Origin of the sequence: Pseudomonas shirazica, from assembly GCF_015168335.1 — a bacterium.
Lineage (GTDB): Bacteria > Pseudomonadota > Gammaproteobacteria > Pseudomonadales > Pseudomonadaceae > Aquipseudomonas > Aquipseudomonas asiatica.
Window position 1 is genome coordinate 3,027,098 of the sequence record NZ_CP063456.1, and the last position, 23,003, is coordinate 3,050,100.

Below are 23,003 nucleotides of genomic sequence, written 5' to 3' on the forward strand. Positions count from 1 at the left end.
CTCCTTTGGGCGGGCAATGTGTTCAGCATATGCCATGTAACAGGCGGCCATATACCCCTGGCCCAATAACGCAAAACGGCCGGGTCCCCGAGGGAGCCGGCCGTTTCGAGAAGCGAGTGACGCTTAGTGCTGCTTGCCAGTACGGATCTGGTGCACTACACCCATCGCCACCACGATTGCCGCGGCGATACCGGTGGAAATCACCAGGATCTGGTAGTCAGGCATGAAGGCCATGGTTACCAGGGCGGCCACGATGAACGCGATCACCAGGTAGGTCAGCCATGGGAACAGCCACATCTTCAGGCGTACTTCCTTGCCTTCGGCAACCAGCTTGCGGCGCATGCGCAGCTGCGAGAAAGCAATCACCAGGTACACCAGCAGGGCAATCATGCCGGTGGTGTTCATCAGGGTTTCCAGCACGTCTTTCGGGCGCAGGGTCTCGCTGAAGTTGATCAGCGCACACACCACGGCCACGGCGCACGAACCCATGATCGCGTACACCGGTACACCGGTGCCGGCGCGGGTGATCTTGAAGAACGACGGCGCGTCGCCACGCTGGGCCAGGGAGAACAGCATGCGCGAAGCGGTGTAGTGGCCCGAGATCAGGCAGCTGCTCACCGAGGTCAGCACCACGAAGTTCATCAGCAGCTCGGCATACGGCACGCCCAGCAGCTCCAGGGTGCGGCGGTAGGCGCCATAGCCGGAAACGCCCAGGTGCGGGTCGTTCCACGGTACCAGGCAGACGATCAGGAAGATCGACCCCACGTAGAACAGGCACACACGCCAGACCACCGAGTTGGTCGCCTTGACGATCTGCGCGGCCGGGTCCTTGGCTTCGGAAGCGGCGATGGTGACGATTTCCGCACCGAGGAAGGCGAACATCACCCCGAGCAAGGCACCGATCACTGTAGTGATGCCATTGGGCATGAAGCCTTCGGCGGTGAGGTGGCTGATGCCACGCACTTCACCGAACTGCCAGATGTTCAGCACGGCAGCGGTACACACGATCAGGAAGCAGACAATCGCGATCACCTTGATCAAGGCGAACCAGAACTCGAACTCACCGTAGTGCTTGACGTTGAAGAAGTTGACGGTGATCAGCAACAGGGTCGTGGCCAGCACGAACACGTTGACGCTGACGTCGGGGAAGAAACCATGCAGGATCTTGCCCGCCACATAAGCTTCCCAGGCCATGAGGATGACCCAGTACCACCAGTACAGCCAGCCGATGGTGAAACCGGCCCAACGGCCGATGGCGCGATCGGCGTAGGTGGAGAACGAACCGGTGTCTGGCGAGGAAGTCGCCATTTCACCCAGCATGCGCATGATCAGTACCACCAGGATGCCGCCTGCCAGGTAGGCCAGCACAGCAGCTGGGCCGGCGCTGTGAATCACGCTGCCGGAACCGACGAACAAGGCGCCGCCGATAACCCCGGCGATCGACATCATCGTCAGGTGGCGCGACTTGAGCGAGGCACTGAGCTTGCTCTCATGCCCGCTTTTCGCGGTGGTGGTTGTGGATGTTGCGTCCATCAGTTGTGTACCCCGTGCTTCTTTTTATCCAAGGAAAACTGTGAAACCCCGATGGCTGGCGGTTTCACGTACATCAGTGCTAATGCGCGCAGGATGGTGTGAGCGAACACACGCAGGCCTTCCATGGCGGCCTGCTGACGCGCCCCAGGGCAGGCGCCTGGAGCGAACTGAACATGCTTTAGGTGGCGATATCTGACACCTAATGTAAAAATGTCCGACGCAGAGAGCCATGCACAGTGGCATGAAACTCGCACTGCACTGTACAGGTCGCCCATGCAATACACCTTGCAAACGCCGGGCGATACGCAACCTGAAGGCCCAAATGTTCGAATTACATCCAGACTCCTCGACCCCGCTGGTGAACCAGATCATCGACGGGCTGCGCGAGCTGATCGACAACCAGACCCTCAAGCCAGGCGCCAAGGTCCCCTCGATCCGCGCCTTTGCCGCGAGCTATTCGGTGAGCACCTTCACCGTGGTCGAGGCCTACGACCGTCTGGTCGCCCAGGGCCTGCTGGTGAGCCGGGGCAATGCGGGGTTCTTCGTCAACCGCGCGGCGGGCGAATTGCTCGACCCGCACAACGCCGAGGCCGACACCAGTCGACCAACGTTCAACTCCGAGTGGTACCTGCAGCAGATCTTCGAAATCCGCCAGCTGCCGTTCAAGCCTGGCTGCGGCTGGCTGCCCAACGACTGGATGTACGAAGACGGCCTGCGCCGCGGCCTGCGCCAGGTGGCCGGCAGCCCGCTGGAGCTGTCGGGCTACGGCGACCCCATGGGCCTGATGGAGCTGCGTGCACTGACCGCACAGAACCTGCAGCAGGAACTGTCGATCGTCGCCAACCCGGCGCAGCTGATGCTTACCCATGGCGCCAGCCAGGCCCTGGACCTGGCCGCGCGCACCCTGGTACGCCCGGGCGACGTGGTGCTGGTGGACGACCCCGGTTACCCCAACCTGATGAGCATCCTGCGTACCCAGGGCGCGACTCTGGTCGGCGTGCCGCGCACACCGGCCGGCTACGACCTGAACCAGCTGGAGCAGTTGCTCACCCATCACCGCCCCACTGCATTCTTCACCCAGCCGCACCTGCACAGCCCGACCTGCTCGCGCACGCCGCTGCCGCAGCTGCACCGCCTGCTGCAACTGGCCAGCCAGCACGGCTTCCGCCTGGTGGAGAACAACCTGTACGCCGACATGGTCGCCGAACCGCAGCCGTGCCTGGCCAGCCTCGACCACCTGCAGCAGGTGGTGTACGTGGGCAGCTACTCCAAGAGCATTTCGCCCAATGTGCGGGTCGGCTACATGCTGGCCAACCCCGAGCTGATGCAGAAGCTGCTGCACCTGAAAATGCGCTCTGGCCTGACCACCTCGCAGGTTATGGAGCGTGTGGTGTATGCCGCGATCATCGACGGGCGCTGGCGCAAGCACCTCAAGCGCCTGCGCCAGCGGCTGGCCGAGGCGCACCAGGAAGTTGGCCGGCATCTGCATCGGCTGGGCTTCGAGCTGTTCATCGAGTCGGATGAAGGGATGTATATCTGGACCCGCCACCCAGCGATTCCGGACAGCGCGGCGTTGCTGGATGATGCGTTGGAGAAAGGCATCATGTTGGGGCCTGGGCAGTTGTTCATGGTCGATGCCAAAGCGACCGGCTGGATGCGGTTCAACGTGGCGTTCAGTACCGAGCCGGCGATGTGGGAGTTGCTGGAGAAGGTGTTGGTGAAGCATGTGCGGCGGGGTGGGGTGTAACGGGCTGCGGGGTGTTCGCCACAACACCTTCAGCGCCTATGAGATCGAGCGCCGCGCGGGCGGCGCTCGATCTCATAGGCGCTGAAACTGTCAAGGCAAGCACCTGTCAGCCCCGACACTACGTTATCGCCAGTCCGCCTTGTCGGCAAAAAACGCCTGCGCATTCGCCTCCAGGCTCTCCAGGTGATACCCCCCTTCCTGCACGATCAGGCACGGCAAGCGCATCGCCCGAATCCGCTCGCCCAATACCGCAAACCCTTCAGTCGTCACCGCCACCTTGCTCTGCGGGTCGAGTTCGTAGATATCGAACCCCAGCGACAACACCAGCACCTCGGCGCCGAAGTCCTTCACTGCAGCCAGCGCAACCTCCAGCTGGCCCATGAAGTCCGCTTCGCTAGCCCCATGCGCCATCGGCAAGTTGAGGTTGTACCCCTCCCCCGCACCGCTGCCACGCTCGTCCGCGAACCCGGCCACACCCGGGTAGAAGTTGGTGGGGTCGCCATGCACCGATACATACAGCACATCCCGGCGGTCGTAGAAGATTTCCTGAATCCCCTGCCCGTGGTGCATGTCGGTATCGAGGATGGCCACGCGGCTGTAGCGGCTGCGCAAGGCCTGGGCAGCGACAGCGGCGTTGTTGAGGTAACAGAAACCACCGGCCGCATCGAAGCGCGCATGGTGGCCTGGCGGTCGGCACAGGGCATAGGCCGCCGGCTCGCCGTCGAGAATGGCCTTGGCACCGGCTACTGCGCTTTGCGCAGACCAATAGGCCGAGCGCCAGGTGTGTTCGCCTACAGGGCAGCTGCCGTCAGCCAGATAGCGCCCGGCCTGGGCGAGGATGCCGCGCAAGGCGTTGGGTTCACGCACGAAGATGTTGGACATGACCTCGTCGCCCCAGTCCTCGGGCACTTCCTTCCAGCGCGCATGGGCCTCTTCGAGGAAGGCCAGGTAGGCCTCGCCATGCACTGCCTTGAGCGGCTCGAGGCCGGCGTCCTCAGGCTGGCGGATGTCGAAGCCCAGATCCTTGGCCGCCTGCAGCAGGCGCTGGGCACGCTCGGGGACTTCCTGCGGGGTGCGCATGGCGCCGCGCGAGTAGTAGCTGCGTGGGTGGTGCAGCAGCTGTTCGGGGTGGAAGTAGCAACGCATCAGGCTTCTCCTTGTTCGACAATGCCCGCGCGGGCCAGCACGGCATTGAGCAGTACATCGGCACCCTGGCGGGCGTCGTCGGGCAACACGTCTTCGGCTTCGTTGTGGCTCAAGCCGCCGACACAGGGGATGAACACCATGGCGGTCGGGCAGTAGCGGGCCAGCAGGATGGCGTCGTGGCCGGCACCGCTGACGATCGACTGCTGGGCATAGCCCAGGCCATCCACCGCCTGCTGCACGGCGGCTACGCAATCGGCATCGAATGGCGTGGCCGGGCTTGTCCAGTGGCGCTCGATACGCACCTGCAACCCGCGTTGATTGGCGATGGCTTGCAGCTTCAACGTCAGCTCGCGTTCCATCGCCTCGATGGCTTCGTCCCGGTGATGACGCAGGTCGACTGTGAACTGCAGCAGCCCCGGAATGGTGTTGCGCGAGGACTTGGCGATGGACAGTTCACCCACCGTGGTCAGGCCTTCAGGGGCAAAATCGGCAGCCAGTTGCTCGACTGCCTGGATCATCCGCGCGGTGCCGAACAGGGCATCCTTGCGCAGTGGCATCGGCGTGGTACCGGCGTGCGCGGCCATGCCTTCGACCGTGACGTCGAGCCATCGGATGGCCTGCCCGCCGCTGACCACGCCAATGGCCTTGGCGTTGTCTTCAAGGATCGGGCCTTGCTCGATGTGGGCCTCGAAATAGGCATCGACTCGGCCACCCAGCGGGCGCCGGCCGGCGTAACCGGTGCGCTGCAGTTCGTCGGCGACGCTGATGCCATCGGCATCGCGAATGGCCAGCGCTTCGTCCAGCGCCAGGGTACCGGTGAACACCGCCGAACCGAACATGGCCGGGGTGAAGCGGGCGCCCTCCTCGTTGGTCCATACGGCGATTTCCAGCGGTTTGCGCGTCTGGATGTTCAGGTCATTGAGCCGGCGCACCACTTCAAGGCCTGCCAGCACACCGTAGACGCCATCGAAACGGCCGCCCTCAGGTTGGGTGTCGAGGTGGCTGCCCATCATCACCGGCGCTGCATCGGGGTCGCTGCCAGCGCGGCGGGCGAACAGGTTGCCGATGGCATCCACAGTCAGCGTCAGGCCGGCTTCGCGGCACCAGTGGCTGAACAGTTCACGGCCAGCCTTGTCCTCGTCGCTCAGGGCCAGGCGGCAGCTGCCGCCACGGGCGGTAGCGCCGATTTCGGCCATGGCCATCAGGCTCGCCCACAGGCGTTCGCCATTGCTTTTCAACATGTGCGGGTACTCCAGAAAAAAGCGGTTCGATCAGGCCAGTTCCAGGCGCTGGCTGCGGGCGTACTGGCGCGCCAGGGCGAGCACGCAGACCAGCGAAATGGTTGCGATCAAGGTGTAGAACACCGCCATCGGCCACCATTGGCCGGTGAAGGTGTGGGCCAGCCAGGTACCGATCAGCGGGGTCAGGCCGCCCGCGATGGCGCCGCAGATCTGGTAGGCCAGGGATATGGCGGTGTAGCGCACGCGGGTGTCGAACATGCCGCTGACATAGCCGGCGATCACCGCGTAGAACGACGCCATGCACGCTGCGGCCAGCGCGATGCCGAGCACGATCAACGGGCCCTGGCCCGAGCTGACCAGCACGAACATCGGGTAAGGCGAGGCCATCGCCAGCAACGCGACCAGGGCCAGGAAGCGGGTGGCGCCGATTTTTTCCGATAGCCAGGCGGCCAACGGCTGCACGCAGAACTGGATGATCGCCACGAAGAACAGGCACTCCAGGATCAAGGAGCGCTCCAGGTGCAATTGCGTGGTGGTGTAGCTGATCATGAAGGTGTTGGTGAAGTAGACCCCGGCAATACCCAGGGTATTGGCACCGATGCACAGCAACAGCGGGCGCCAGGCCGTGCGCAGCACTTCGAATACCGGTGCCTGCTCCTTGCGCCGGGCCTTTTCCGCCTGCTCGCGGCTGGCGATGAACTCGGGCGACTCATTCACCCCCAGGCGAATCGCCAGGCCCACCAGCAGCAACAGCGCGCTGGCCAGGAACGGCACGCGCCAGCCCCAGTTCATCAGGTCTTCTTCCGGCAGGCGGGTGACCGCGCCAAAGGCCAGCAGCGACAGGATCAGGCCCGCCGGGCTGCCCAGTTGGGCGAACGAGGCAAAGAAGTTGCGCCGGCCCTTGGGTGCATGTTCACCGGCCATCAGCACCGCCCCGCCCCACTCACCGCCCACGGCAATGCCCTGGACGATGCGCAGCAGGATCAGCAGTACCGGCGCGCTGGCGCCGATTTGTGCGTAGGTCGGCAGCAGGCCGATGCCCACGGTGACGATGCCCATCATCAGCAAGGTGATGACCAGCGACTTCTTGCGGCCGATACGGTCGCCCACGTGGCCGAAGACGATGCCCCCCAGCGGCCGGGCGAAGAAGCCAACGGCGAAGGTGCCGAACGCGGCCATGGTGCTGAACAGGCTGTTGTCGGAGGGGAAGAACAGCGCGCCGAACACCAGGGCGGCGGCGGTGGCGTAGATGTAGAAGTCGTACCACTCGATCATGGTGCCGATGAACGCGGCGGCGGCGGCACGGCGTGGCTGGGGGGAAGCGGTGGGCTTCATGGGGGCTCCTTTGCTTGTTGTTCTGGCAGGAGTTGTCAGGGGCACGGGGGCGCTCTTGTGGCGCTTGGCCTGTTGAATCGGTGTTGGATTCTTCGCGGGCTCGCCCGCTCCCACAGGTACTGCGCAGCATTCGAAACTTGTGGTAACCCTGTGGGAGCGGGCAAGCCCGCGAAGAATCCAACACCGACTCGGCAGGCCTCGATACCTGCGATTTATCGGCCCGGGGCTATGATTAGTCAATTTTCTATTTATTATTCGAAATATTAGCCTTGCTTATTATCGAGCCCTGCCATGCCCGACCGTCTGCTCAACGACCGCCTCGACTGGAACCTGCTGCGCACCTTCCGGGTCATCGGCCAGGAGCTGTCCATCAGCCGTGCGGCCGCCCGCCTGCACCTCACCCAGCCGGCAGTGAGCCAGGCGCTCAAGCGCCTTGAAGAACAGCTTGGCCGCCAGCTCATCGCCCGCCGCGGGCCGCGCTTCGTGCTGACGGAAATGGGCGAGCAGCTGTTCCAGCTGGCTGGCGAGGTCTATGGGCAGATGTCGCAGATCGGCGGCTTGCTGGAGCAGCCGGCGGACGAACTGGTGGGCAAGGTACGCCTGCTGATGATCAGCCGTATCGTCAACGAACACTTCGACGACTTCCTCGCCGACTTCCACCGCCAGCACCCGCGGGTGGAGCTGGAGATCGACGTGATGCGCAGCTCCGACATCGTTGCCGCCCTGCAGGAAAAAACCGCCACGGCGGGCCTCAGCCTTAACCGGCGTGCGCAGCCACGGCTGGAGCAACGGTTGTTCCTGCGCCAGCGCTATGCGTTCTTCTGTGGCAAGCACCACGCATTATTTGGCCAGGACGAGGGCGATCTGCAGCGCGAGAACTTCGTCAGTTTCACCAGTGACCAGATTGGCGGCATGCTGTCGCCCCTGACCATTTTCCGCGACCAGCAGGGGTTTGCCGGGCGGATCGTGGCATCGTCACCAAGCCTTGAGGAGGTACGCCGGCTGGTTATTGCCGGGTTTGGCATAGGTTGCCTGCCCGAGCATGTGGTAGCGCCGGATGTAGACGCCGGGTTGTTGTGGAAGCTGCCGCCGCAGGAAGGGATTGCCGATGTGGATATTCACCTGTTGTGGAACAGGGAGCAGCGCTTCAGCCGCGCGGAAGAGGTGTTTATCGAGGCGTTGCAGCACAGCCTTGACTGAACGCAGAGCTGGGGTCGGCGAGCACTGGACACGATAGTGGCCAATTAGTAGCATCCAGACCAACTGAACATTACGGACAATCTCAGTCATGGATCGAGCTACCGGGGTCATTCGACGCCCCATTCATCACCCCATCCGCCCCTTGATCACCTGGGAAGAAGCATGGAAGGGGCCCGACGAGGGCTTGATCCGCTGCTGGGAGATTGGCCGTGAGCGGGCTCTGGCCCAGCCAGAACTTGCCCGGCACTGCGCCGATGGCGCGCTCCCGGTGCTAGGTTGGAAAGGTGGCCATGATCGCGCATTGAAGAAACCGATGAAGTACGGTTCGTTCAAGTACCTGGCGCAATGGCAGGGCCTTCGCGGCGAGGATCTGTTCATCGATACGCGAACAGAGCTCACCCTGACCTGTAATCACACCGGCATGCTGACAACGTTCACACCGGACCAGGAAAAATACGCCAACGCTGTGATGCTGATGGAATAGCAACGAGGAACAGGGAATGGTCGATCTTCATCAGGAATTTCAGAACAGCCGCTTTTTTCACGAAGCGCGGATCGCGCAGCGCTCGGTTGATGGGTTGATTGGAATCGCTGCGGGCCTGACTGCTGACAATCAGGTCAATCAACAAGAAGCCGAGTTCCTCAAAGGATGGATGGAGCAGCAACTCGTTCATCTTGAGGATCCGGTCATCAATTTGCTGTACCGGCGCCTGAGCGACATGCTCAAGGACAATATGCTGGATGCTGCCGAGTCGGCTGAACTGCTTGAGCTATTGCAGCAGTTCACCGGCAAGCCGCGCTGCAGCGACAACCCATTCTCTTCACCCACCTCACTGCCACTCGATAACCCCGAACCCACACTGGAGTGGACAGGCCGCATGTTCCTGTTTACCGGCACAATGGCTTACGGGCCTCGCAAAGCATGCGAAGCGCTGGTAGTCGAACGTGGGGGTTCAATCGCCGCGGGGGTGAACAAGAAGACCCACTACCTGGTCATTGGCAGTATTGGCAACGAGCAGTGGCTGCACAGCAGTTATGGCACGAAGATCAAGAAAGCCGTGGAAATCAGGGAAGCGGGTGCGAACATTGCGATCATAAGCGAGGCGCATTGGCAGCGTGCGGCGTTTGGTTGATGGCCATGATGGCGTTTACCGCTTCTGAGCGGATCGATACACCTCGCTACGCTCGCGCTTGCCAACCGATACCACCACTACAACGATACGCTCCTCCTCGACTCGATAGACGAGGCGATATCCAGAGGCCTTGAGCTTGATTTTGTAGTGGTTCGGCAGGTCACGCAGCGCGTCGGCCTGTACCTTGGGTGACTGCAGGCGCTCGGCGAGTTTTTTCTTGATCTGTTCGCGCACGGTGTGGCCTAGCTTGCCCCACTCTTTCAGTGCCGAAGGCAGGAATTCGAGTTCATAGGTCATCCAGGGAAACCGGTACGCCTTTTTCACCCAACCTCGACTTGGCCAGTTCGCTCAATTCGAGATCTTCCAAGCGCTCCATCATGGCCTCGTACAGTTCGGCCGGCACCATGTAACCCATCACGCGGTTGTGATTGAGCACGGCGACGGGCATACCCGCAGCGCCGGTCATCACCGCGGATGGGTTCTTTTTCAGTTCCGACACGCTTACGGCCACGTCAGCGAATATGTTTTGCATGTTTGCACCCTCAATAGAGAGCCATATTTTGGTCCATATATAGGACACAAACAAGTCGTCACTGCTCAAGCACAGAGGTGAGACACGACAGGCGAAATGCCGTCTTTGTGGGAGATCGCCCAGCCCTTTGAATCCAACGCGGTGCATGGCACCGGCTGCGCCGGTGTTCGCGGCTAAAGCCGCTCCCACAGGGTCCCTGCTAACTCAATGAGTCATTTGCAGTTCCATGAGGAGCGGTCGGGGTCAGGCTGTTGCCATGACCGGATAGTCGGTCAGGCCATGGGCATCACCACCGAACAGCGTGGCCCGTTCGTGCTCGGCCAGGGGCGCATTCAGCTTCAGCCGCGCCGGCAGGTCCGGGTTGGCCACGAATGGCCGGCCGAAGCCGACCAGGTCAGCCCAGCCCTCCTCCAGCGCACGCCGTGCACGTTCGCCGGTGTATTTGCCGGCATACACCATCACCCCGGGGAACACCGCCCGCAGCTGTTGCTTGAAGTCCACCGGCATGTCCGGCGCGTCATCCCAGTCGGCTTCGGCAATGTGCAGGTAGCCAATGCCGATTTCGCCCAGGCGCTTGGCCGCTGCGGTATAGGTGGTGACCGGGTCGGCATCGACACAGCCATTGAGCGTGGTCAGCGGCGCCAGGCGTACGCCTACACGCTGGGCGTCGCCGGTACCTTCGACCAGCGCACGGGTGACCAGGTCGAGGAAACGCAGGCGGTTTTCCAGCGAACCGCCGAAGCGGTCGGTGCGGTCGTTGGCGCCGGAATCGAGGAACTGGTTGACCAGGTATCCGTTGGCCGCATGCAACTCGACACCGTCAAAACCGGCGGCCATGGCGTTGCGCGCAGCCTGGCGGTACTGCTCGATGATCTCGGCAATTTCCGCTTCGCTCAACGCGCGCGGCTTGGAAGCCTGGACAAAACCTGGCGTGCCGTCGGCATTGTCGATAAACACATTCACGCCTTCGGCCTGCATCGCCGAGGACGACACCGGTGCCTGGCCACCAAGCAGGCTGCTGTGGCTGAGGCGGCCGACGTGCCAGAGCTGGGCGAACATGCGCCCGCCCGCGGCATGCACAGCCTCGGTGACCAGGCGCCAGCCGTCGATCTGCGCCTGGGTGTGGATACCCGGGGTGCGGGCGTAACCCTTGCCCAGTGGCGAGATCCAGGTGCCTTCACTGACGATCAGCCCGGCACTGGCGCGTTGTGCGTAGTACTCGGCCATCAGCGCGGTCGGTACATCGCCAGGCTGGGCAGCGCGGGAGCGGGTCATCGGCGGCATCAGCACGCGGTTGGGCAGGTTAAGGGCGCCGAATTGCAGGGGTTGGAACAGCGGATCTTGAGGCATTGCGAGCATCTCCGTAAGGCGAATCAGGGGTCAGGCGCGGCTGACGACAGGTTGTGGCTGGGCAGGTACGCGGCGGTCGAGGCGGCCGCTGTACAGGGTCAGGGCCAGGGCACCGAGGGTGACCAGCGCGGCAATCCATGGGGTATGGCCGAGGCCGAGCTGTTGCACCACCTGGGCACCGCCCCAGGAGCCACCGGCCACACCCAGGTTGAAGGCGGCGATGTTGAAACCGGCCGCCACGTCGACTGCGTCGGGGGCGACCTTTTCCGCCTGCTGCACCACGTACACCTGCAGGCCCGGCACATTGCCGAAGGCCACCGCGCCCCAGGCCAGTACGGTGATTACCACCAGTACCGGATGCGGCGCGGTGAAGGTCAGCGCCAGCAGCACCACGGCCAGCAGCAGGAAGATGATCGACAGTGCCTTGACCGGGCCTTTGCGGTCGGCCAGGCGGCCGCCCCAGATGTTGCCCAGGGCAACCGAAACGCCGTAGGCGAGCAGCACCAGGGCGACGCTGTTGGCGCCGAAGCCGGCGATGTCCTGCAGGATCGGGGCAAGGAAGGTAAAGGCGATCAGCGAGCCGCCGTAACCCACGGCAGTCATGGCATACACCAGCAGCAGGCGCGGTTGCAGCATCACCCGCAGTTGGCGCAGCAGCGGTGCCGGCTGGCTGTGCTGGATGCGCTTGGGCACGAACAGCAGTGCGCCGAGCAGCGCTACCAGGCCGAAGGCAGCCACCACCAGGAAGGTCACGCGCCAGCCGAAGTGCTGGCCGATGAAGGTACCCAGCGGGATACCGGTGACGAAGGCCACGGTCATGCCACTGAACATGGTGGCGATGGCGCTGGCGGCTTTTTCTTTCGGCACCAGGCTGGTGGCGATGATCGAGCCCACCGAGAAGAACACCCCGTGGGCCAGGCCGGTGAGGATGCGCGCCATGATCAGCGATTCGTAGCTGGGCGCCTGCCAGGCCACCAGGTTACCGGCGGTGAACAGCGCCATCAGGCCGACCAGCAGCAGCTTGCGCGGGACGCGGCCGGTCATGGCGGTGAGCAGGGGCGCGCCGATGGCGACGCTGAGGGCGTAAAGGCTTACCAGCAGGCCGGCCGAAGGCAGTGTCACTGCCAGGTCATTGGCGATGGTCGGGATGAGGCCGACGATCACGAACTCCGTGGTGCCGATGGCGAAGGCCGCCAGGGTCAGGGCTAACAAGGCGAGAGGCATTTGAGAATCACCTGTGGAAGGTTGGGATGGGTGGATTCTCGGGGGGACGTGGGGATGGGAAAAAGATGGGCGCGGGACAATGAGTTTTGATCTGAAAGCAAAGGTTGCGACTGGGCTGTTGCGAAACAGTCAATCTTTTGTGTTGCCTGACAGACGCATTCGCGGGCACGTCCGCCACCACCGGTGCAGCGCTGCGGGTCGACGGCGGCGTGGTCGACAGCCTGGCTATCTGAATTCAACCCCGGCTACCAAGCGACCGAAGCGCTGTTCAAGGCCATCTATGAAGGTGGCTTGGAAGCCTTGGCGAAAACCCCCGGCTAAGTGAATTGGGGCTGCTTTGCAGCCCACACCCGTCTCGAAAGGACCCGCACCCAATCGCTGGCGCGTGACGGCAGTTTTGCCGAGCTCTGCCTGCTCGATGCAAGCCTGGTCATGCATATCCACAGCGCGCTCAGCGACACCGCCGCGGCCGCCGTGCCCTGCCCCGCCCTGACCGCCTGGCAGGCCTTGGCCAAGGTACCCGAAGGTGCCACAGCGCCGCGAGTTCACCTTCTCTGCTTTGCCACAGGCTCTGCGGCAGCTGAAAGAGGGCCAAGGCACAGGCAAATGGGTGACGCGCCTGGACTGAACGCTAAATGCGAAAACTTGGATCCCATTCTGCTACAAGGTATGCTGAGCAATAGCTAAACGCCACTACTTAGGCAGGCTTCGTGCCTGCCTTCAAGGACGAGCCCTTTGCCCAGCCACCCTACCCGCCACACCATCGCCCGCCAGTGGCAGCTGCTCAAGCTGCTGCCAGGCCGTCACCCGGGGATGAGTTCCACCCAGTTGCAGGCCGCCCTGACCACCGTTGGCCATATCACCAGCAAACGCACGGTCGAACGCGACCTGGTCGAACTCGCGGCACTGTTCCCGCTGCAGTGCAACAGCAAAGGCATGCCCTACGGCTGGTACTGGCAAGCGGGCCTGAACCCTGGCGAAGCGCAACAGCTGCAGCCCGATGCGCTCTCACCTGCGGAACAGGTCGAGTTGCACGCCTGGGTCGATGATGCCCTTGCCCGGCGCCTTGAGGCGTCGCCACTGTCGGCAGATATGCAACTGACGCTGCAGGCGGAAGGTGGTGCCACCCTGGTAGCTACCGTCGACGACAACCGCTCGCTGATGGGCTGGCTGCTGTCCCAGGCCGGCTCGATCCGCGTGCAGGCGCCGCAGGCATTGCGACAGGCCATGCTCGTGCAGTTGCGCCAGAGCCTGGCGCTGCACGAGGGTGGTTGTTGACCGGCAAGAACACCAACCCCGTGGCGAGTCACTGACTATCAGTGCCATTGGGCACTGACCTGTAGGAGCAGCCTTGTGCTGCGAAGAGGCCGGTACTGACCAAACATGTGTATCGCTCGTACCGGCCTCTTCGCAGCACAAGGCTGCTCCTACAAATGTGTATGACTGAAAAAACGGGTAACGATCTGCCAACGTCGGTAGCGTCTGGGATCTCTATTGTAGGTATCCCACACGGAACGGATGCGAGGAAGATTACATGGATCGTGCTGAGGCCAACCGGCTACGTCGGGGGCGTTTTTCAGAGCCTGGCAGGCTGTACCTGCTGACCACTGTCACCCATGCACGCAAGCCACTGTTTCAGGATATTCGTACAGCTCGCCTGGTCATCAGTGAGCTGAGGCAGACGGAACGCCTTGGCGCTTGCCGCTCACTTGCCTGGGTGCTGATGCCTGACCACTTGCATTGGCTGGTGGAGCTGCGTGCCGTCACATTGAGCAGCCTGATGCGACAGTTCAAATCGCGATCTGGTACGGCACTGTGCAAGGCGGGCGTGAGCCCGGGCCCAGTCTGGCAACGCGGGTTTCATGACCGAGCGCTGCGCCAGGTAGATGATGTGCGCAAGGTAGCCCGATACATCGTTGCCAACCCTCTGCGGGCTGGCCTGGTAGCAGAGATTGGCGATTATCCACACTGGGACGCAGTATGGCTCACTGACAGCCTGCACAACTCCTTGTAGGAGCAGCCTTGTGCTGCGAAGAGGCCGGTACAGGTGGTACACATGTTCAGTCAGTACCGGCCTCTTCGCAGCACAAGGCTGCTCCTACTGGTGAGGCGTTCAGTGCGGGTTACGGCGCGACAGGCAGGCATACCCCAGGCCCAAAACGCTGGCCGCCAATACGCCCAGCAGCATCATCAGCTCGCGGCTGTAGCGGGCCACCCAGGCCGGGAAACCGATGACCTCGCGGTAAACCTGTATGTCAGCCTTGCCATCGGCGTGACTGATGCTGACCCCGCCCTGGCGGATCTGCGAATAGTCTGCATCGAAATACACCCATACCTTGCATACGCCACCCGGCTCGATGGTGGGGATATCCGCTTGCATGGTGGAGGTTTCCACGATGGTGTCATTGCCAGCTGCATCGCGCACCTGCACCAGGCCTTTCGCCGGCAGGCGGATTTTCACCTGGCGTACCTGCGCATCACCACGGTTGCGCAGCTCGATGAGCAGACCGGTGCGGTGGTCGACCAACCCGGCCTCGAAGGGCTTGGCGAACAGCTGGGCATACGGCGCCTGGGCCATTTCGATCAGCCGCTCGACCTGATCGTGGCTCAGCCCACCCTCGCTGATGGCATTGATACGCCCCTGCAACTGCTCGTACTTGAGCTGTTCGCTGGCTTTGGTGATGCGTTCGCTGAACTGGCTGGGATAGGTGAGGTAGGCATAGGTCAGCGATGCCTCCAGGCGCGGGTTACCCCTGAGCAACCCATAGGCGGCCAGCAGGACCATCAGGCCAAGCAGCACGGCTACGAGGAGTTTCCCCACCTTGTCCCAGCTCAATGCGAACTTCCTTCTGTCGTGATACAGAGATTCAAACTGACCAAGGGTGCCAAGTTCATGGTCCCCAGGCAAGCCTGACTAAGGCTCCTGCTCGCCTCCCCGAGCCTGGCGCAACTGCTGCAACTGGCCGTCGATCAGCGCCTTGGCCATGCCTGCCAGGTAGTACGTGGCCTGCATCATCGCCTTGCGGTCACCGGGCCGGTCGATGGCCTTGCGGGTGAGTTCGGTAATACAGCCCATGATGCTCGAGGCCTCCATCAATGCCGTGCGCATCGGCAATTGCGCGTTCATCTGCACCAGTTCGGCACCGCCGTTGCCAAAACGGCCCGCTGCACGCACGACATTGAGATTGCCGCTTTCTTTCGGAGTGTCTTTGTCCATGTCCATTTCCTCGGGTTACGAGCGTGCCGAGACTAGGGCGCTGCCTGCCCCGCCACAATAACCTTGGGGGTGGAAAGGCTTACTTTCGGAAATGGACTACAAGAACCCTACAAAGAGGACGCTCCGCCACCCCGCTGGCTCTTGACCGGCAAGCGGCAGTGACGGACGATCAATCCCCCCTCACAAGGATGAACATCATGCTACGGATATTGGGCAGAGCCTCCTCCATCGATGTGCGAAAAGTCCTGTGGGCATGCGCCGAGTTCGAGGTCGCGTTCGAGCGCGAAGACTGGGGGGCGGGCTTCAAGCCCACGGACAGCGCCGAATTCCTTGCGTTGAACCCGAACGCCATGATCCCGGTGATCCAGGATGGCGACTTCACCCTGTGGGAATCCAACAGCATCATCCGCTACCTGGCCACGCGCTATGGTGCCACCGCGTTCTACCCGGGCGAGGCGCAGGCGCGGGCCAGGATCGACCAGTGGATCGACTGGCAGGCCTCGGACCTCAACCGTTCCTGGAGCTACGCGTTCATGTCGCTGGTCAGGCATTCGCCGGCCCACCAGGACCCACAGGCCCTGGCCGCCGGCTGCGCGGACTGGGCGCGCTACATGCACATTCTCGACCGCCAGCTGGCAAGCACCGGTGCCTACGTGGCCGGCAGCCAGTTCACCTTGGCCGACATCCCCATTGGCCTGTCGGTCAACCGCTGGTTCGAAACGCCCTTCGAGCACCCGCACCTGCCGGCCGTGCGCGACTATTACGAGCGGCTGAGCGAGCGCCCTGCCTATCACCTGCATGGCCGCAACGGTACGCCGTGATGGGCAAGACTGTGGGGCTGCCTTGCAGCCCATCGCGACACAAGGCCGCTCCTACAAGGAATCGCGGTTTCCTGTAGGAGCGGCCTTGTGTCGCGATGGGGCGCAAAGCGCCCCCGAAGATCTCCACCTGTTACACAGCAACTTGACTCGCCGCAGCCCCCGCCCGCCCCCGCCAAGCGAACAGCAGCACCATCACCAGGCCCAAAACCGCCATCGCCGCCCCCGCCAGGGAAACCGCCGAATACCCAAGCCCGGCATTGATCACCGCTCCACCCAGCGCCGCACCAATCGCGTTACCCAGGTTGAACGCCCCGATATTCACCGCCGACGCCAAGTTGGGCGCATCGTTGGCCGCCTCCATCACCCGCATTTGCAGCGGCGGCACCAGGGCAAAGCTGGCAGCGCCCCACACCAGGATCGCCAGCGCAGTCGGCAGCGGCCAGTCCATCACCAGCGGGAACACCAGCAACACCGCAATCAGCACGGCCAGCGACAGCATCAGGGTACGGTCGATCGAGCGGTCCGCGGCCTTGCCACCCCACACGTTGCCCAAGGTCAGGCCGACACCGAACAACACCAGCATGGCCGTGACGAAGGTGGTGGACGCTGCCGCCTCGCTCTGCAGGATCGGCGCGATGTAGGTGAATACCGTGAACATCGCACTGGAGCCCACCACGGTCAGCAGCAATGCCGCCAGCACCGGCCCGCGGCCCAGCACGCGGATTTCGGCCATGGCCCCGCCACCCTTGGGCGACGGCACATCGGGTAGTGCGTACCAGAGGGTTGTCATTGCCACCAGGCCGAGCCCGGCGATGCCCCAGAACGCCATACGCCACCCCAGCATTTCACCGAACCAGGTCGCCAGCGGCACACCGCCGATGGTGGCCAGGGTCAACCCCATGAACATGGCGGCCACGGCACCGGCGCGCTTCTCGGGCGGCACCACGCTGGCCGCGACGATAGAGCCGATGCCGAAGAACGCACCGTGGTTCAGCGAGGTGACCACACGGGCGACCAGCAGGCTGGCATAGTCGCTGGCCAGGGCCGACATCAGGTTGCCGAGGGTGAAGATGGCCATCAACCCGATCAGCAGGTAACGCCGCGGGATCTTCACCGTGGCCAGGGTCATCAGCGGTGCACCGATCAGCACACCGATTGCATAGGCACTGACCAACAGCCCGGCTGCTGGGATGGAGACGCCAAGATCGGTGGCGATGCTGGGTAACATGCCCATGGGGGCGAACTCGGTGACACCGATGCCGAAGGCACCGATGGCGAGCGCGACAAGAGGTGGATTGATACGCATGGCAAGCTCCTTATCTGTGCTGCAAATGCTACGATCCGAAGCTGAGCCGCACTAGACTGCATTTTTGCGAACCACCTTTGCCAAAGAGGCACAAATGGACTTCAGTGGAAGATCCGGAGAGATGGAAATCTTTGCCAAGGTGGCCCAGGAGGGTAGCCTGTCCGCCGCCGCCCGCGCGCTGGGCCTGACGCCGTCGGCGGTGAGCCGCATCCTCGCGCGGACCGAACAGCGCCTGGGCACCCGCCTGCTGCTGCGTACCACCCGGGCGATCACCCTCACGCCTGAGGGCGAAGCGTATCTGCGCGGTGCACGGCGGGTGCTGGCCGACATGCTCGAAGTGGAAGAGGCCATCACCGACCAGGGTGTGCCCCGCGGGCGCTTGCGGGTCAGCGCAGCACTGGGCCATGGCCGGCTGACCGTGGTGCCGTTGCTGGCGGCGTTCAGCGCGCGCTACCCGCAGGTGCTGGTCGACCTTACCCTCAGCGACGAAGTGGCCGACATTCTCGGCGGCCAGGCCGATGTGGCGCTGCGCTTCGGCCACCTGCCGGACAGCTCGTTGAGCGCCCGTGCCATTGGCGAAACCGGCCAGGTGATCGTCGCCTCGCCCGAGTACCTGGCGCGCTGCGGTACGCCGCTTGTGCCAGAGGACCTGGCCCGGCACAACTGCCTGCGTTTCAACTTCCGCCGCGCCGCACCCGACTGGCCGTTCCGTCGCGACGGGCAGGCGTTTTCATTGAAGGTGACGGGCAATATCGAATGCAGCAGCGGCGAGGCCCTGGCGCAGTTGGCCAGGCTCGGCGCCGGCGTGGCGCGCATCGGTACCTTTACCGTGGCCGATGACCTGGCCAACGGGCAGCTGGTGCCGTTGCTGCAGGCGTACAACCCCGGTGATCGCGAGCCGATCCATGCGGTGTTCGTCGGCGGCCCGGCGATGCCGGCGCGGGTGCGGGTGTTCGTGGATTTTCTGGTGGAGCAACTGTCAGGCATGCCCAGCGCCTTGTAGGAGCGGCCTTGTGTCGCGAAAGGGCTGCAGAGCAGCCCCAACAGACTATGCACAGTTGCTGAAATCCAGGGGCCGCTTTGCGGCCCTTTCGCGACACAAGGCCGCTCCTACAAGGGGCCACTGGATCCATGCGGCATCCGCTGATCTGGCAGTACAATGCCGCACTTTTACATCCACCATGCAAAGGACCGCCCATGCTTTACGTCGTCATGCTCGGAGGCCGCCACCCCGGCGCCAAGATCGAAGTTCACGATGTGGTGTTCGCCCTGGCCGACACCTTCGAACAGGCCTACCCGCAGTTGCGCCAGGCCTGGTTCGGCAGCCCGAAAGGTTTGCACATCGATTCATGGCTGGAAGTGCATGGTGTCGACGGCCAGCGCATCGAACTGCGCCCGCACGCCCCCGCCCCCGGTGCGCTGCGCCTGTACTTCATCAACCTCGGTGGTTATGAACGCGAAGTATTCGGCGAGGCCCACCGCTACCTGCTGGTCACCGCCCACAGCAAGACCGAGGCCAAGGCCCTGGGCAAGCAACGCATGCAGGCGGACTGGCTGAAGCCGCATACCGATGCCTTGCTGGATGTCGACGACTGCCTGGCGATCGACCAGGTGGCAGGGCAGTTCGTGCACCTGGTCGAAGGGGCGCATGAGCCGCTGATGGTGCGTAGTGACTACATCCTCATCTGATGCCGATAGCGCCTGTGGGTACTGAGGGCTTTCGTCACAGCGCACGGGTACACTTGCCTTCAGCTCACGCAGGAGTTGTTTCATGCCCTACCCCATCGAACAGAAACTGGTCATCGGCGTTGCTTCGAGTGCGCTGTTCGACCTCACCGTCTCGGACGACATCTACCAGACCGAGGGCGTCGAGGCTTACCGTCAGCACCAGCAGCAGAACCTGGACGAACCCTTCCCCAAGGGCGTGGCGTTCCCGTTCATTCGCCGCTTCCTGAGCATCAACCAGGCCTTCCCCGAGCAGTTGCCGGTGGAGGTGGTGCTGCTGTCGCGCAATTCGCCGGAGACCGGCCTGCGGGTGTTTCGCTCGATCAACCACTACCAGCTGGACATCACCCGCGCGGCATTCATGTCGGGCCGCTCGCCCTACGAGTACATCCCGGCATTCAATGCCTCGCTGTTCCTCAGTGCCAACGAGGAAGATGTACAGAAAGCCATCGACGCCAACTACCCGGCCGGGCGGGTGCTGCCGACACGCATCTACGATGACGAGATCGACACCGAATTGCGGGTGGCCTTCGACTTTGACGGGGTGATTGCCGATGACGAGGCCGAGCGCGTGTACAAGCGCGACGACAACCTGGACGAGTTTCAGGAGCATGAACGTGTGCGCAAGGGGATCCCGCATTCGCCGGGGCCCTTGGCGGACCTGTACCGCAAGCTTTCGCTGATTCGCATGCTCGAGGACCGCAAGTTGGCCGAAGACCCGGCGTACAAGCGCATCTTGCGGATTGCCATCGTGGCGGCGCGCAATGCCCCTTCGCATGAGCGGGTGGTGACGACGCTGAAGGACTGGGGCGTATCGCCGGACGAGTGCTTCTTTCTGGGCGGGATGGAAAAACCCAGGGTGCTGTCGATACTGAAGCCGCATGTGTTCTTTGATGACCAACGCAGCCATTTGCAATCACCGGCGGGGGATTTGCCGATGGTGCATGTGCCGTTCGGGGTGGCGAATCGCGAGCGCTCGGCGGCGGACTCTGCGCTCGACGAGCCAGCTCCCACTTCGATAGCACCGGTTTGATCTAATGCGCAACCTGTGGGAGCGGGCACGCCCGCGAAGGGCCGCAAAGCGGCCCCAATCTGTTTAGCTGACAGGCACCAGGGCCTGCGAACACCGGCAGCACCAGCCCGCTTTACTCAGCTCGCCCAGCAGGACTGCCGAATGACGCTGCAGAAATTCCCAGGCCGGAATGCAGGCTCCTTGTCCGCGATCACATCCGCCTTCACGTTGCCAAACGTGGTCTGCGGCTTGTGCCGGATGCCGTCGTAAAACGCCTGAATGATCGCCTCCTTGAACCTTTCCCCACGCGGGTGCGCCTGGACCACGGCGTCCCGTGCGGCAATTTCCAGCCCTTCGTGGTGCAGCCCCAGCACATCGGTCTCCACCCCCGCCGTGACCAGGGCGATCAGCGGGTGCATGTGCTCTGGAATGCCCGGCGTGGTATGCAGCGCGATCGCCGTCCACACACGCTCGACATCGCGCTCGTCCACGCCGTGGCGCTGGAGGAAATCGCGCGCCGCATTGGCACCGTCCACCTCGAAGCGGCAGCAATCGCTGCTGTGCTGATGGGTCAGGCCCATGTCATGGAACATGCAGCCTGCGTACAGCAGTTCACTGTCGTAACGCAGCCCAAGCCGCTGCCCGGCAAGGGCCGCGAAGTAGAACACCCGGCTGGAGTGGTGGAACAGCAAAGGGGAAGCCGTGTCACGGACGAGCTCGGTGATTTCCCGAGCCATGGCGCTGTCGGGCACCTGGATACCGGCGATGGATGAGGACATGGTCGCTCCTGGGTGGGTTGATGACGAGCCCAGTCTGCGGTCATGGGCCAATGTCCTCAATTGACTTGTACAGCCAAATACTGCCATTGTCGGCGGATTACGGACTTGCGGCGCAACGCCCGGAGCCACCATGCCCTCTGCCCCCATCACGGTCGCCATACTGGCCATGCCCGGCGTACAACTGCTGGATGCCTGCGGCCCGCTCGATGTATTCGCCGAAGCCAACCGCCAGGCCGGCCGTGACGCCTATCGCCTGCTGTTGCTGGCTTGCGAACCGGGGCCGCTGGTGAGCTCTTCCGGTACACGCCTGGTCGCCGACGGCTGGATCGGCGAAGACCTGGAAGCCATCGACACCCTGCTGGTCGCCGGCACACCGCAGGCTGCCGAGCAATACCTGCGCCCCGGCATTCTCGACTGGCTGCGGCAACGCGCGGGTGCTTGCCGGCGTTACGGCTCGGTGTGCACGGGGGCGCTTGCCCTGGCGGCTGCCGGGTTGCTGGATGAACGGCGTGTGACCACCCATTGGGCCGTGGCACAGCCGTTGGCCGAGCGTTATCCGCGGGTGCAGGTGGATGCCGATGCCATTCAGGTGCATGACGGCAACCTGCGTACCGCTGCGGGGGTAACGGCCGGGTTGGACCTGGCGCTGACGTTGGTCGAAGAGGATCTGGGGCGCGACATTGCCAGGCAGGTGGCCGGGCATCTGGTGATGTACTTCAAGCGGCCTGGCGGGCAGCTGCAGTTCAGCCGGCAAGGTGGGACATCACCGGTCGGGCGTTCGGCATTGCAGGGGTTGCAGCGTTACGTGGCCGCCAACCCTGCAGTGGACCACGGGGTTGCCAGCCTGGCTGCGCGGGTTGGGCTGAGCCCGAGGCATTTTGCACGGGTGTTTCAGAGTGATGTGGGGATGACCCCGGCCGCGTGGGTGGAGCTGGCGCGGGTGAATGCTGCGCGGGCGCGGCTGGAGACTGGGCGGGAGCCACCGAAGCAGGTGGCGGCGCTGTGCGGGTTTGCCAATGCGGATACGTTGCGGCGGGCGTTCGTGAAGCATGTGGGGGTTACGCCGGCGGAGTATCGCAAGCGGTTTGGGCGGTCGGGCTGAAATGAACCGTGGTGTGCGTGCGCTCGCGCCGGGTACGCTTTTGCGTCCCGGCCGAGGAGCGTTGCCTGTGGTTGCGGCTTGCAGCGCCGTAAAGCAGGCTAGCCCATCCGCCAATCATCGCCCGGCATGATACGCCGCATGAACTCATCGAAAAGCGGCACAGTGAACGCCGTATCACCGTGGTTCGGGCTGTAGATCATCCCTTTCTCGATCAATGCACTGCGCAGTGGTGCGAGCGTGGAAACCTTCCGCGCCAGGCTGGCGGCGATATCACCAGAACGATGAGGGCCGGCCCCCAGATCCGCCATGCCACGCAGGTACTTCTTTTCCGCAAGCGTGAGGCGGTCAAAGCGCACCCGGAAGAAGCTCTCATCCAGTGTGGCAATGGCCTGCTCTGAAGCGGTTTCGACATCAGCGCTGGTGATGGGGCTCTGCGAGGCTACATCCCATGAATGCTTGCCCCACTCCTGACTTATACCAAGATTAGGAAAGTTATCGAATTTGGATAACTTAACTAATCTCTCTTGATTCGGCAGTGTCAGCAAGAGCGGGCCCCTGTGCACAGCACTTTTCTTGAGACCCGACGGTGTTGCCGCTAGC

25 protein-coding genes and 1 pseudogene are annotated in these 23,003 nt (G+C 63.3%); 12 read left to right on the forward strand and 14 right to left on the reverse strand.

Going from position 1 to position 23,003, the window contains the following annotated elements; genetic code table 11:
• Window positions 1–123 precede the first annotated feature (123 nt).
• Entirely contained in the window at window positions 124–1,533 is a 1,410-nt protein-coding gene (locus tag IMX18_RS13725) for an amino acid permease (protein ID WP_013972050.1), read from the reverse strand.
• Window positions 1,533–1,808, reverse strand: coding sequence for a hypothetical protein (locus IMX18_RS13730; RefSeq protein WP_085619209.1), 276 nt, complete (start codon window positions 1,806–1,808; stop codon window positions 1,533–1,535). Before IMX18_RS13730 ends, IMX18_RS13725 begins: the two co-directional genes overlap by 1 nt.
• Window positions 1,809–1,855: 47 nt before the next feature.
• On the opposite strand from IMX18_RS13730, the gene IMX18_RS13735 reads away from it, so the two are divergent.
• Window positions 1,856–3,280, forward strand: a complete 1,425-nt coding sequence (locus IMX18_RS13735) for an aminotransferase-like domain-containing protein (protein ID WP_015269943.1) — start codon at window positions 1,856–1,858, stop codon at window positions 3,278–3,280.
• 123 nt (window positions 3,281–3,403) lie between these two features.
• Here the strand turns inward: IMX18_RS13735 and IMX18_RS13740 are convergent, their stop codons facing one another.
• From IMX18_RS13740 to IMX18_RS13750, 3 genes are read right to left on the reverse strand one after another with little or no spacing between them, the layout of a single operon-like run.
• Window positions 3,404–4,426, reverse strand: coding sequence for a histone deacetylase family protein (locus tag IMX18_RS13740; RefSeq protein WP_015269942.1), 1,023 nt, complete (start codon window positions 4,424–4,426; stop codon window positions 3,404–3,406).
• Window positions 4,426–5,667, reverse strand: coding sequence for a Zn-dependent hydrolase (locus IMX18_RS13745; RefSeq protein ID WP_217190848.1), 1,242 nt, complete (start codon window positions 5,665–5,667; stop codon window positions 4,426–4,428). The genes IMX18_RS13740 and IMX18_RS13745 overlap by 1 nt, the downstream gene beginning before the upstream one ends.
• A gap of 30 nt (window positions 5,668–5,697) precedes the next feature.
• The gene (locus IMX18_RS13750) at window positions 5,698–7,002 is read right to left on the reverse strand and encodes an MFS transporter (RefSeq protein ID WP_039613369.1); all 1,305 of its coding nucleotides are present in this window, start codon (window positions 7,000–7,002) and stop codon (window positions 5,698–5,700) included.
• Window positions 7,003–7,293: 291 nt separating this feature from the next.
• Between IMX18_RS13750 and IMX18_RS13755 the strand changes: the two genes are divergently transcribed.
• From IMX18_RS13755 to IMX18_RS13765, 3 genes are all read left to right on the forward strand, one after another.
• Entirely contained in the window at window positions 7,294–8,202 is a 909-nt protein-coding gene (locus tag IMX18_RS13755; protein WP_013972045.1) for a LysR family transcriptional regulator, read from the forward strand.
• An 88-nt stretch (window positions 8,203–8,290) separates the two neighbouring features.
• Complete coding sequence (locus IMX18_RS13760) at window positions 8,291–8,686, forward strand: hypothetical protein (RefSeq protein WP_023662326.1); 396 nt, start codon at window positions 8,291–8,293, stop codon at window positions 8,684–8,686.
• A 16-nt stretch (window positions 8,687–8,702) separates the two neighbouring features.
• On the forward strand, window positions 8,703–9,335 hold the full coding sequence (locus tag IMX18_RS13765; protein ID WP_015269938.1) for a BRCT domain-containing protein: 633 nt from the start codon (window positions 8,703–8,705) through the stop codon (window positions 9,333–9,335).
• 15 nt (window positions 9,336–9,350) lie between these two features.
• On the opposite strand, the gene IMX18_RS13770 is transcribed toward IMX18_RS13765, so the two are convergent.
• The 4 genes from IMX18_RS13770 to IMX18_RS13785 all read right to left on the reverse strand — a co-directional run bounded on the left by IMX18_RS13770 (window position 9,351) and on the right by IMX18_RS13785 (window position 12,441).
• Window positions 9,351–9,632 (reverse strand): type II toxin-antitoxin system RelE family toxin, encoded by a 282-nt coding sequence (locus IMX18_RS13770; protein ID WP_217190849.1) that lies wholly within the window; start codon window positions 9,630–9,632, stop codon window positions 9,351–9,353.
• Window positions 9,622–9,867, reverse strand: coding sequence for a type II toxin-antitoxin system Phd/YefM family antitoxin (locus IMX18_RS13775; protein WP_013972043.1), 246 nt, complete (start codon window positions 9,865–9,867; stop codon window positions 9,622–9,624). Before IMX18_RS13775 ends, IMX18_RS13770 begins: the two co-directional genes overlap by 11 nt.
• A 243-nt stretch (window positions 9,868–10,110) precedes the next feature.
• A complete protein-coding gene (locus IMX18_RS13780; protein ID WP_217190850.1) occupies window positions 10,111–11,217 on the reverse strand; it encodes an alkene reductase in 1,107 nt (368 codons plus the stop codon).
• 30 nt (window positions 11,218–11,247) lie between these two features.
• Window positions 11,248–12,441, reverse strand: coding sequence for an MFS transporter (locus tag IMX18_RS13785; protein WP_025338595.1), 1,194 nt, complete (start codon window positions 12,439–12,441; stop codon window positions 11,248–11,250).
• 122 nt (window positions 12,442–12,563) lie between these two features.
• Here IMX18_RS13785 and IMX18_RS28500 point away from each other — a divergent pair.
• The 3 genes and pseudogenes from IMX18_RS28500 to IMX18_RS13800 all read left to right on the forward strand — a co-directional run.
• A pseudogene (locus IMX18_RS28500) lies at window positions 12,564–12,674 on the forward strand (oxidoreductase); the annotation flags it as partial.
• Between the two features lie 502 nt (window positions 12,675–13,176).
• On the forward strand, window positions 13,177–13,719 hold the full coding sequence (locus IMX18_RS13795; protein WP_217190851.1) for a WYL domain-containing protein: 543 nt from the start codon (window positions 13,177–13,179) through the stop codon (window positions 13,717–13,719).
• A 256-nt stretch (window positions 13,720–13,975) separates the two neighbouring features.
• A complete protein-coding gene (locus IMX18_RS13800) occupies window positions 13,976–14,455 on the forward strand; it encodes an REP-associated tyrosine transposase (RefSeq protein WP_217190852.1) in 480 nt (159 codons plus the stop codon).
• Window positions 14,456–14,554: 99 nt separating this feature from the next.
• On the opposite strand, the gene IMX18_RS13805 is transcribed toward IMX18_RS13800, so the two are convergent.
• Both IMX18_RS13805 and IMX18_RS13810 read right to left on the reverse strand, forming a co-directional pair.
• The gene (locus IMX18_RS13805; protein ID WP_015269933.1) at window positions 14,555–15,277 is read right to left on the reverse strand and encodes a hypothetical protein; all 723 of its coding nucleotides are present in this window, start codon (window positions 15,275–15,277) and stop codon (window positions 14,555–14,557) included.
• Window positions 15,278–15,355: 78 nt separating this feature from the next.
• Entirely contained in the window at window positions 15,356–15,658 is a 303-nt protein-coding gene (locus tag IMX18_RS13810; protein WP_015269932.1) for a DUF3077 domain-containing protein, read from the reverse strand.
• Window positions 15,659–15,855: 197 nt separating this feature from the next.
• Here IMX18_RS13810 and IMX18_RS13815 point away from each other — a divergent pair, with 197 nt between their 5' ends.
• Window positions 15,856–16,479: a glutathione S-transferase family protein gene (locus IMX18_RS13815; RefSeq protein WP_217190854.1), complete on the forward strand. Its 624-nt coding sequence runs from the start codon at window positions 15,856–15,858 to the stop codon at window positions 16,477–16,479.
• 130 nt (window positions 16,480–16,609) lie between these two features.
• Here IMX18_RS13815 and IMX18_RS13820 read toward each other — a convergent pair whose 3' ends face one another.
• The gene (locus IMX18_RS13820; protein WP_191472879.1) at window positions 16,610–17,785 is read right to left on the reverse strand and encodes an MFS transporter; all 1,176 of its coding nucleotides are present in this window, start codon (window positions 17,783–17,785) and stop codon (window positions 16,610–16,612) included.
• Window positions 17,786–17,879: 94 nt separating this feature from the next.
• On the opposite strand from IMX18_RS13820, the gene IMX18_RS13825 reads away from it, so the two are divergent.
• The 3 genes from IMX18_RS13825 to IMX18_RS13835 all read left to right on the forward strand — a co-directional run bounded on the left by IMX18_RS13825 (window position 17,880) and on the right by IMX18_RS13835 (window position 20,543).
• Complete coding sequence (locus IMX18_RS13825) at window positions 17,880–18,788, forward strand: LysR family transcriptional regulator (RefSeq protein WP_061302498.1); 909 nt, start codon at window positions 17,880–17,882, stop codon at window positions 18,786–18,788.
• 194 nt (window positions 18,789–18,982) lie between these two features.
• Entirely contained in the window at window positions 18,983–19,474 is a 492-nt protein-coding gene (locus IMX18_RS13830) for a DUF1543 domain-containing protein (protein ID WP_013972028.1), read from the forward strand.
• Between the two features lie 82 nt (window positions 19,475–19,556).
• Window positions 19,557–20,543 carry a 5'-nucleotidase gene (locus IMX18_RS13835; RefSeq protein WP_217190856.1) on the forward strand — a complete coding sequence of 329 codons (987 nt, stop codon included), beginning with the start codon at window positions 19,557–19,559 and terminating at the stop codon, window positions 20,541–20,543.
• Window positions 20,544–20,659: 116 nt separating this feature from the next.
• Here IMX18_RS13835 and IMX18_RS13840 read toward each other — a convergent pair whose 3' ends face one another.
• Window positions 20,660–21,301, reverse strand: a complete 642-nt coding sequence (locus IMX18_RS13840) for an HD domain-containing protein (protein ID WP_015269928.1) — start codon at window positions 21,299–21,301, stop codon at window positions 20,660–20,662.
• 130 nt (window positions 21,302–21,431) lie between these two features.
• Here IMX18_RS13840 and IMX18_RS13845 point away from each other — a divergent pair, with 130 nt between their 5' ends.
• Complete coding sequence (locus tag IMX18_RS13845; RefSeq protein ID WP_217190858.1) at window positions 21,432–22,403, forward strand: GlxA family transcriptional regulator; 972 nt, start codon at window positions 21,432–21,434, stop codon at window positions 22,401–22,403.
• 98 nt (window positions 22,404–22,501) lie between these two features.
• Here IMX18_RS13845 and IMX18_RS13850 read toward each other — a convergent pair whose 3' ends face one another.
• The gene (locus IMX18_RS13850; protein WP_015269926.1) at window positions 22,502–22,948 is read right to left on the reverse strand and encodes a hypothetical protein; all 447 of its coding nucleotides are present in this window, start codon (window positions 22,946–22,948) and stop codon (window positions 22,502–22,504) included.
• Between the last annotated feature and the right edge of the window lie 55 nt (window positions 22,949–23,003).

Coding starts and splice junctions, on each gene's coding strand:
- IMX18_RS13735 (WP_015269943.1), top strand. CDS start 1,856: ATGTTCGAATTACATCCAGACTCCTCGACCCCGCTGGTGAACCAGATC.
- IMX18_RS13835 (WP_217190856.1), top strand. CDS start 19,557: ATGCCCTACCCCATCGAACAGAAACTGGTCATCGGCGTTGCTTCGAGT.
- IMX18_RS13755 (WP_013972045.1), top strand. CDS start 7,294: ATGCCCGACCGTCTGCTCAACGACCGCCTCGACTGGAACCTGCTGCGC.
- IMX18_RS13785 (WP_025338595.1), bottom strand. CDS start 12,441: ATGCCTCTCGCCTTGTTAGCCCTGACCCTGGCGGCCTTCGCCATCGGC.
- IMX18_RS13825 (WP_061302498.1), top strand. CDS start 17,880: ATGGACTTCAGTGGAAGATCCGGAGAGATGGAAATCTTTGCCAAGGTG.
- IMX18_RS13765 (WP_015269938.1), top strand. CDS start 8,703: ATGGTCGATCTTCATCAGGAATTTCAGAACAGCCGCTTTTTTCACGAA.
- IMX18_RS13800 (WP_217190852.1), top strand. CDS start 13,976: ATGGATCGTGCTGAGGCCAACCGGCTACGTCGGGGGCGTTTTTCAGAG.
- IMX18_RS13770 (WP_217190849.1), bottom strand. CDS start 9,632: ATGACCTATGAACTCGAATTCCTGCCTTCGGCACTGAAAGAGTGGGGC.
- IMX18_RS13745 (WP_217190848.1), bottom strand. CDS start 5,667: ATGTTGAAAAGCAATGGCGAACGCCTGTGGGCGAGCCTGATGGCCATG.
- IMX18_RS13845 (WP_217190858.1), top strand. CDS start 21,432: ATGCCCTCTGCCCCCATCACGGTCGCCATACTGGCCATGCCCGGCGTA.
- IMX18_RS13820 (WP_191472879.1), bottom strand. CDS start 17,785: ATGCGTATCAATCCACCTCTTGTCGCGCTCGCCATCGGTGCCTTCGGC.
- IMX18_RS13830 (WP_013972028.1), top strand. CDS start 18,983: ATGCTTTACGTCGTCATGCTCGGAGGCCGCCACCCCGGCGCCAAGATC.
- IMX18_RS13740 (WP_015269942.1), bottom strand. CDS start 4,426: ATGCGTTGCTACTTCCACCCCGAACAGCTGCTGCACCACCCACGCAGC.
- IMX18_RS13760 (WP_023662326.1), top strand. CDS start 8,291: ATGGATCGAGCTACCGGGGTCATTCGACGCCCCATTCATCACCCCATC.
- IMX18_RS13775 (WP_013972043.1), bottom strand. CDS start 9,867: ATGCAAAACATATTCGCTGACGTGGCCGTAAGCGTGTCGGAACTGAAA.
- IMX18_RS13780 (WP_217190850.1), bottom strand. CDS start 11,217: ATGCCTCAAGATCCGCTGTTCCAACCCCTGCAATTCGGCGCCCTTAAC.
- IMX18_RS13750 (WP_039613369.1), bottom strand. CDS start 7,002: ATGAAGCCCACCGCTTCCCCCCAGCCACGCCGTGCCGCCGCCGCCGCG.
- IMX18_RS13810 (WP_015269932.1), bottom strand. CDS start 15,658: ATGGACAAAGACACTCCGAAAGAAAGCGGCAATCTCAATGTCGTGCGT.
- IMX18_RS13840 (WP_015269928.1), bottom strand. CDS start 21,301: ATGTCCTCATCCATCGCCGGTATCCAGGTGCCCGACAGCGCCATGGCT.
- IMX18_RS13725 (WP_013972050.1), bottom strand. CDS start 1,533: ATGGACGCAACATCCACAACCACCACCGCGAAAAGCGGGCATGAGAGC.
- IMX18_RS13815 (WP_217190854.1), top strand. CDS start 15,856: ATGCTACGGATATTGGGCAGAGCCTCCTCCATCGATGTGCGAAAAGTC.
- IMX18_RS13730 (WP_085619209.1), bottom strand. CDS start 1,808: ATGGGCGACCTGTACAGTGCAGTGCGAGTTTCATGCCACTGTGCATGG.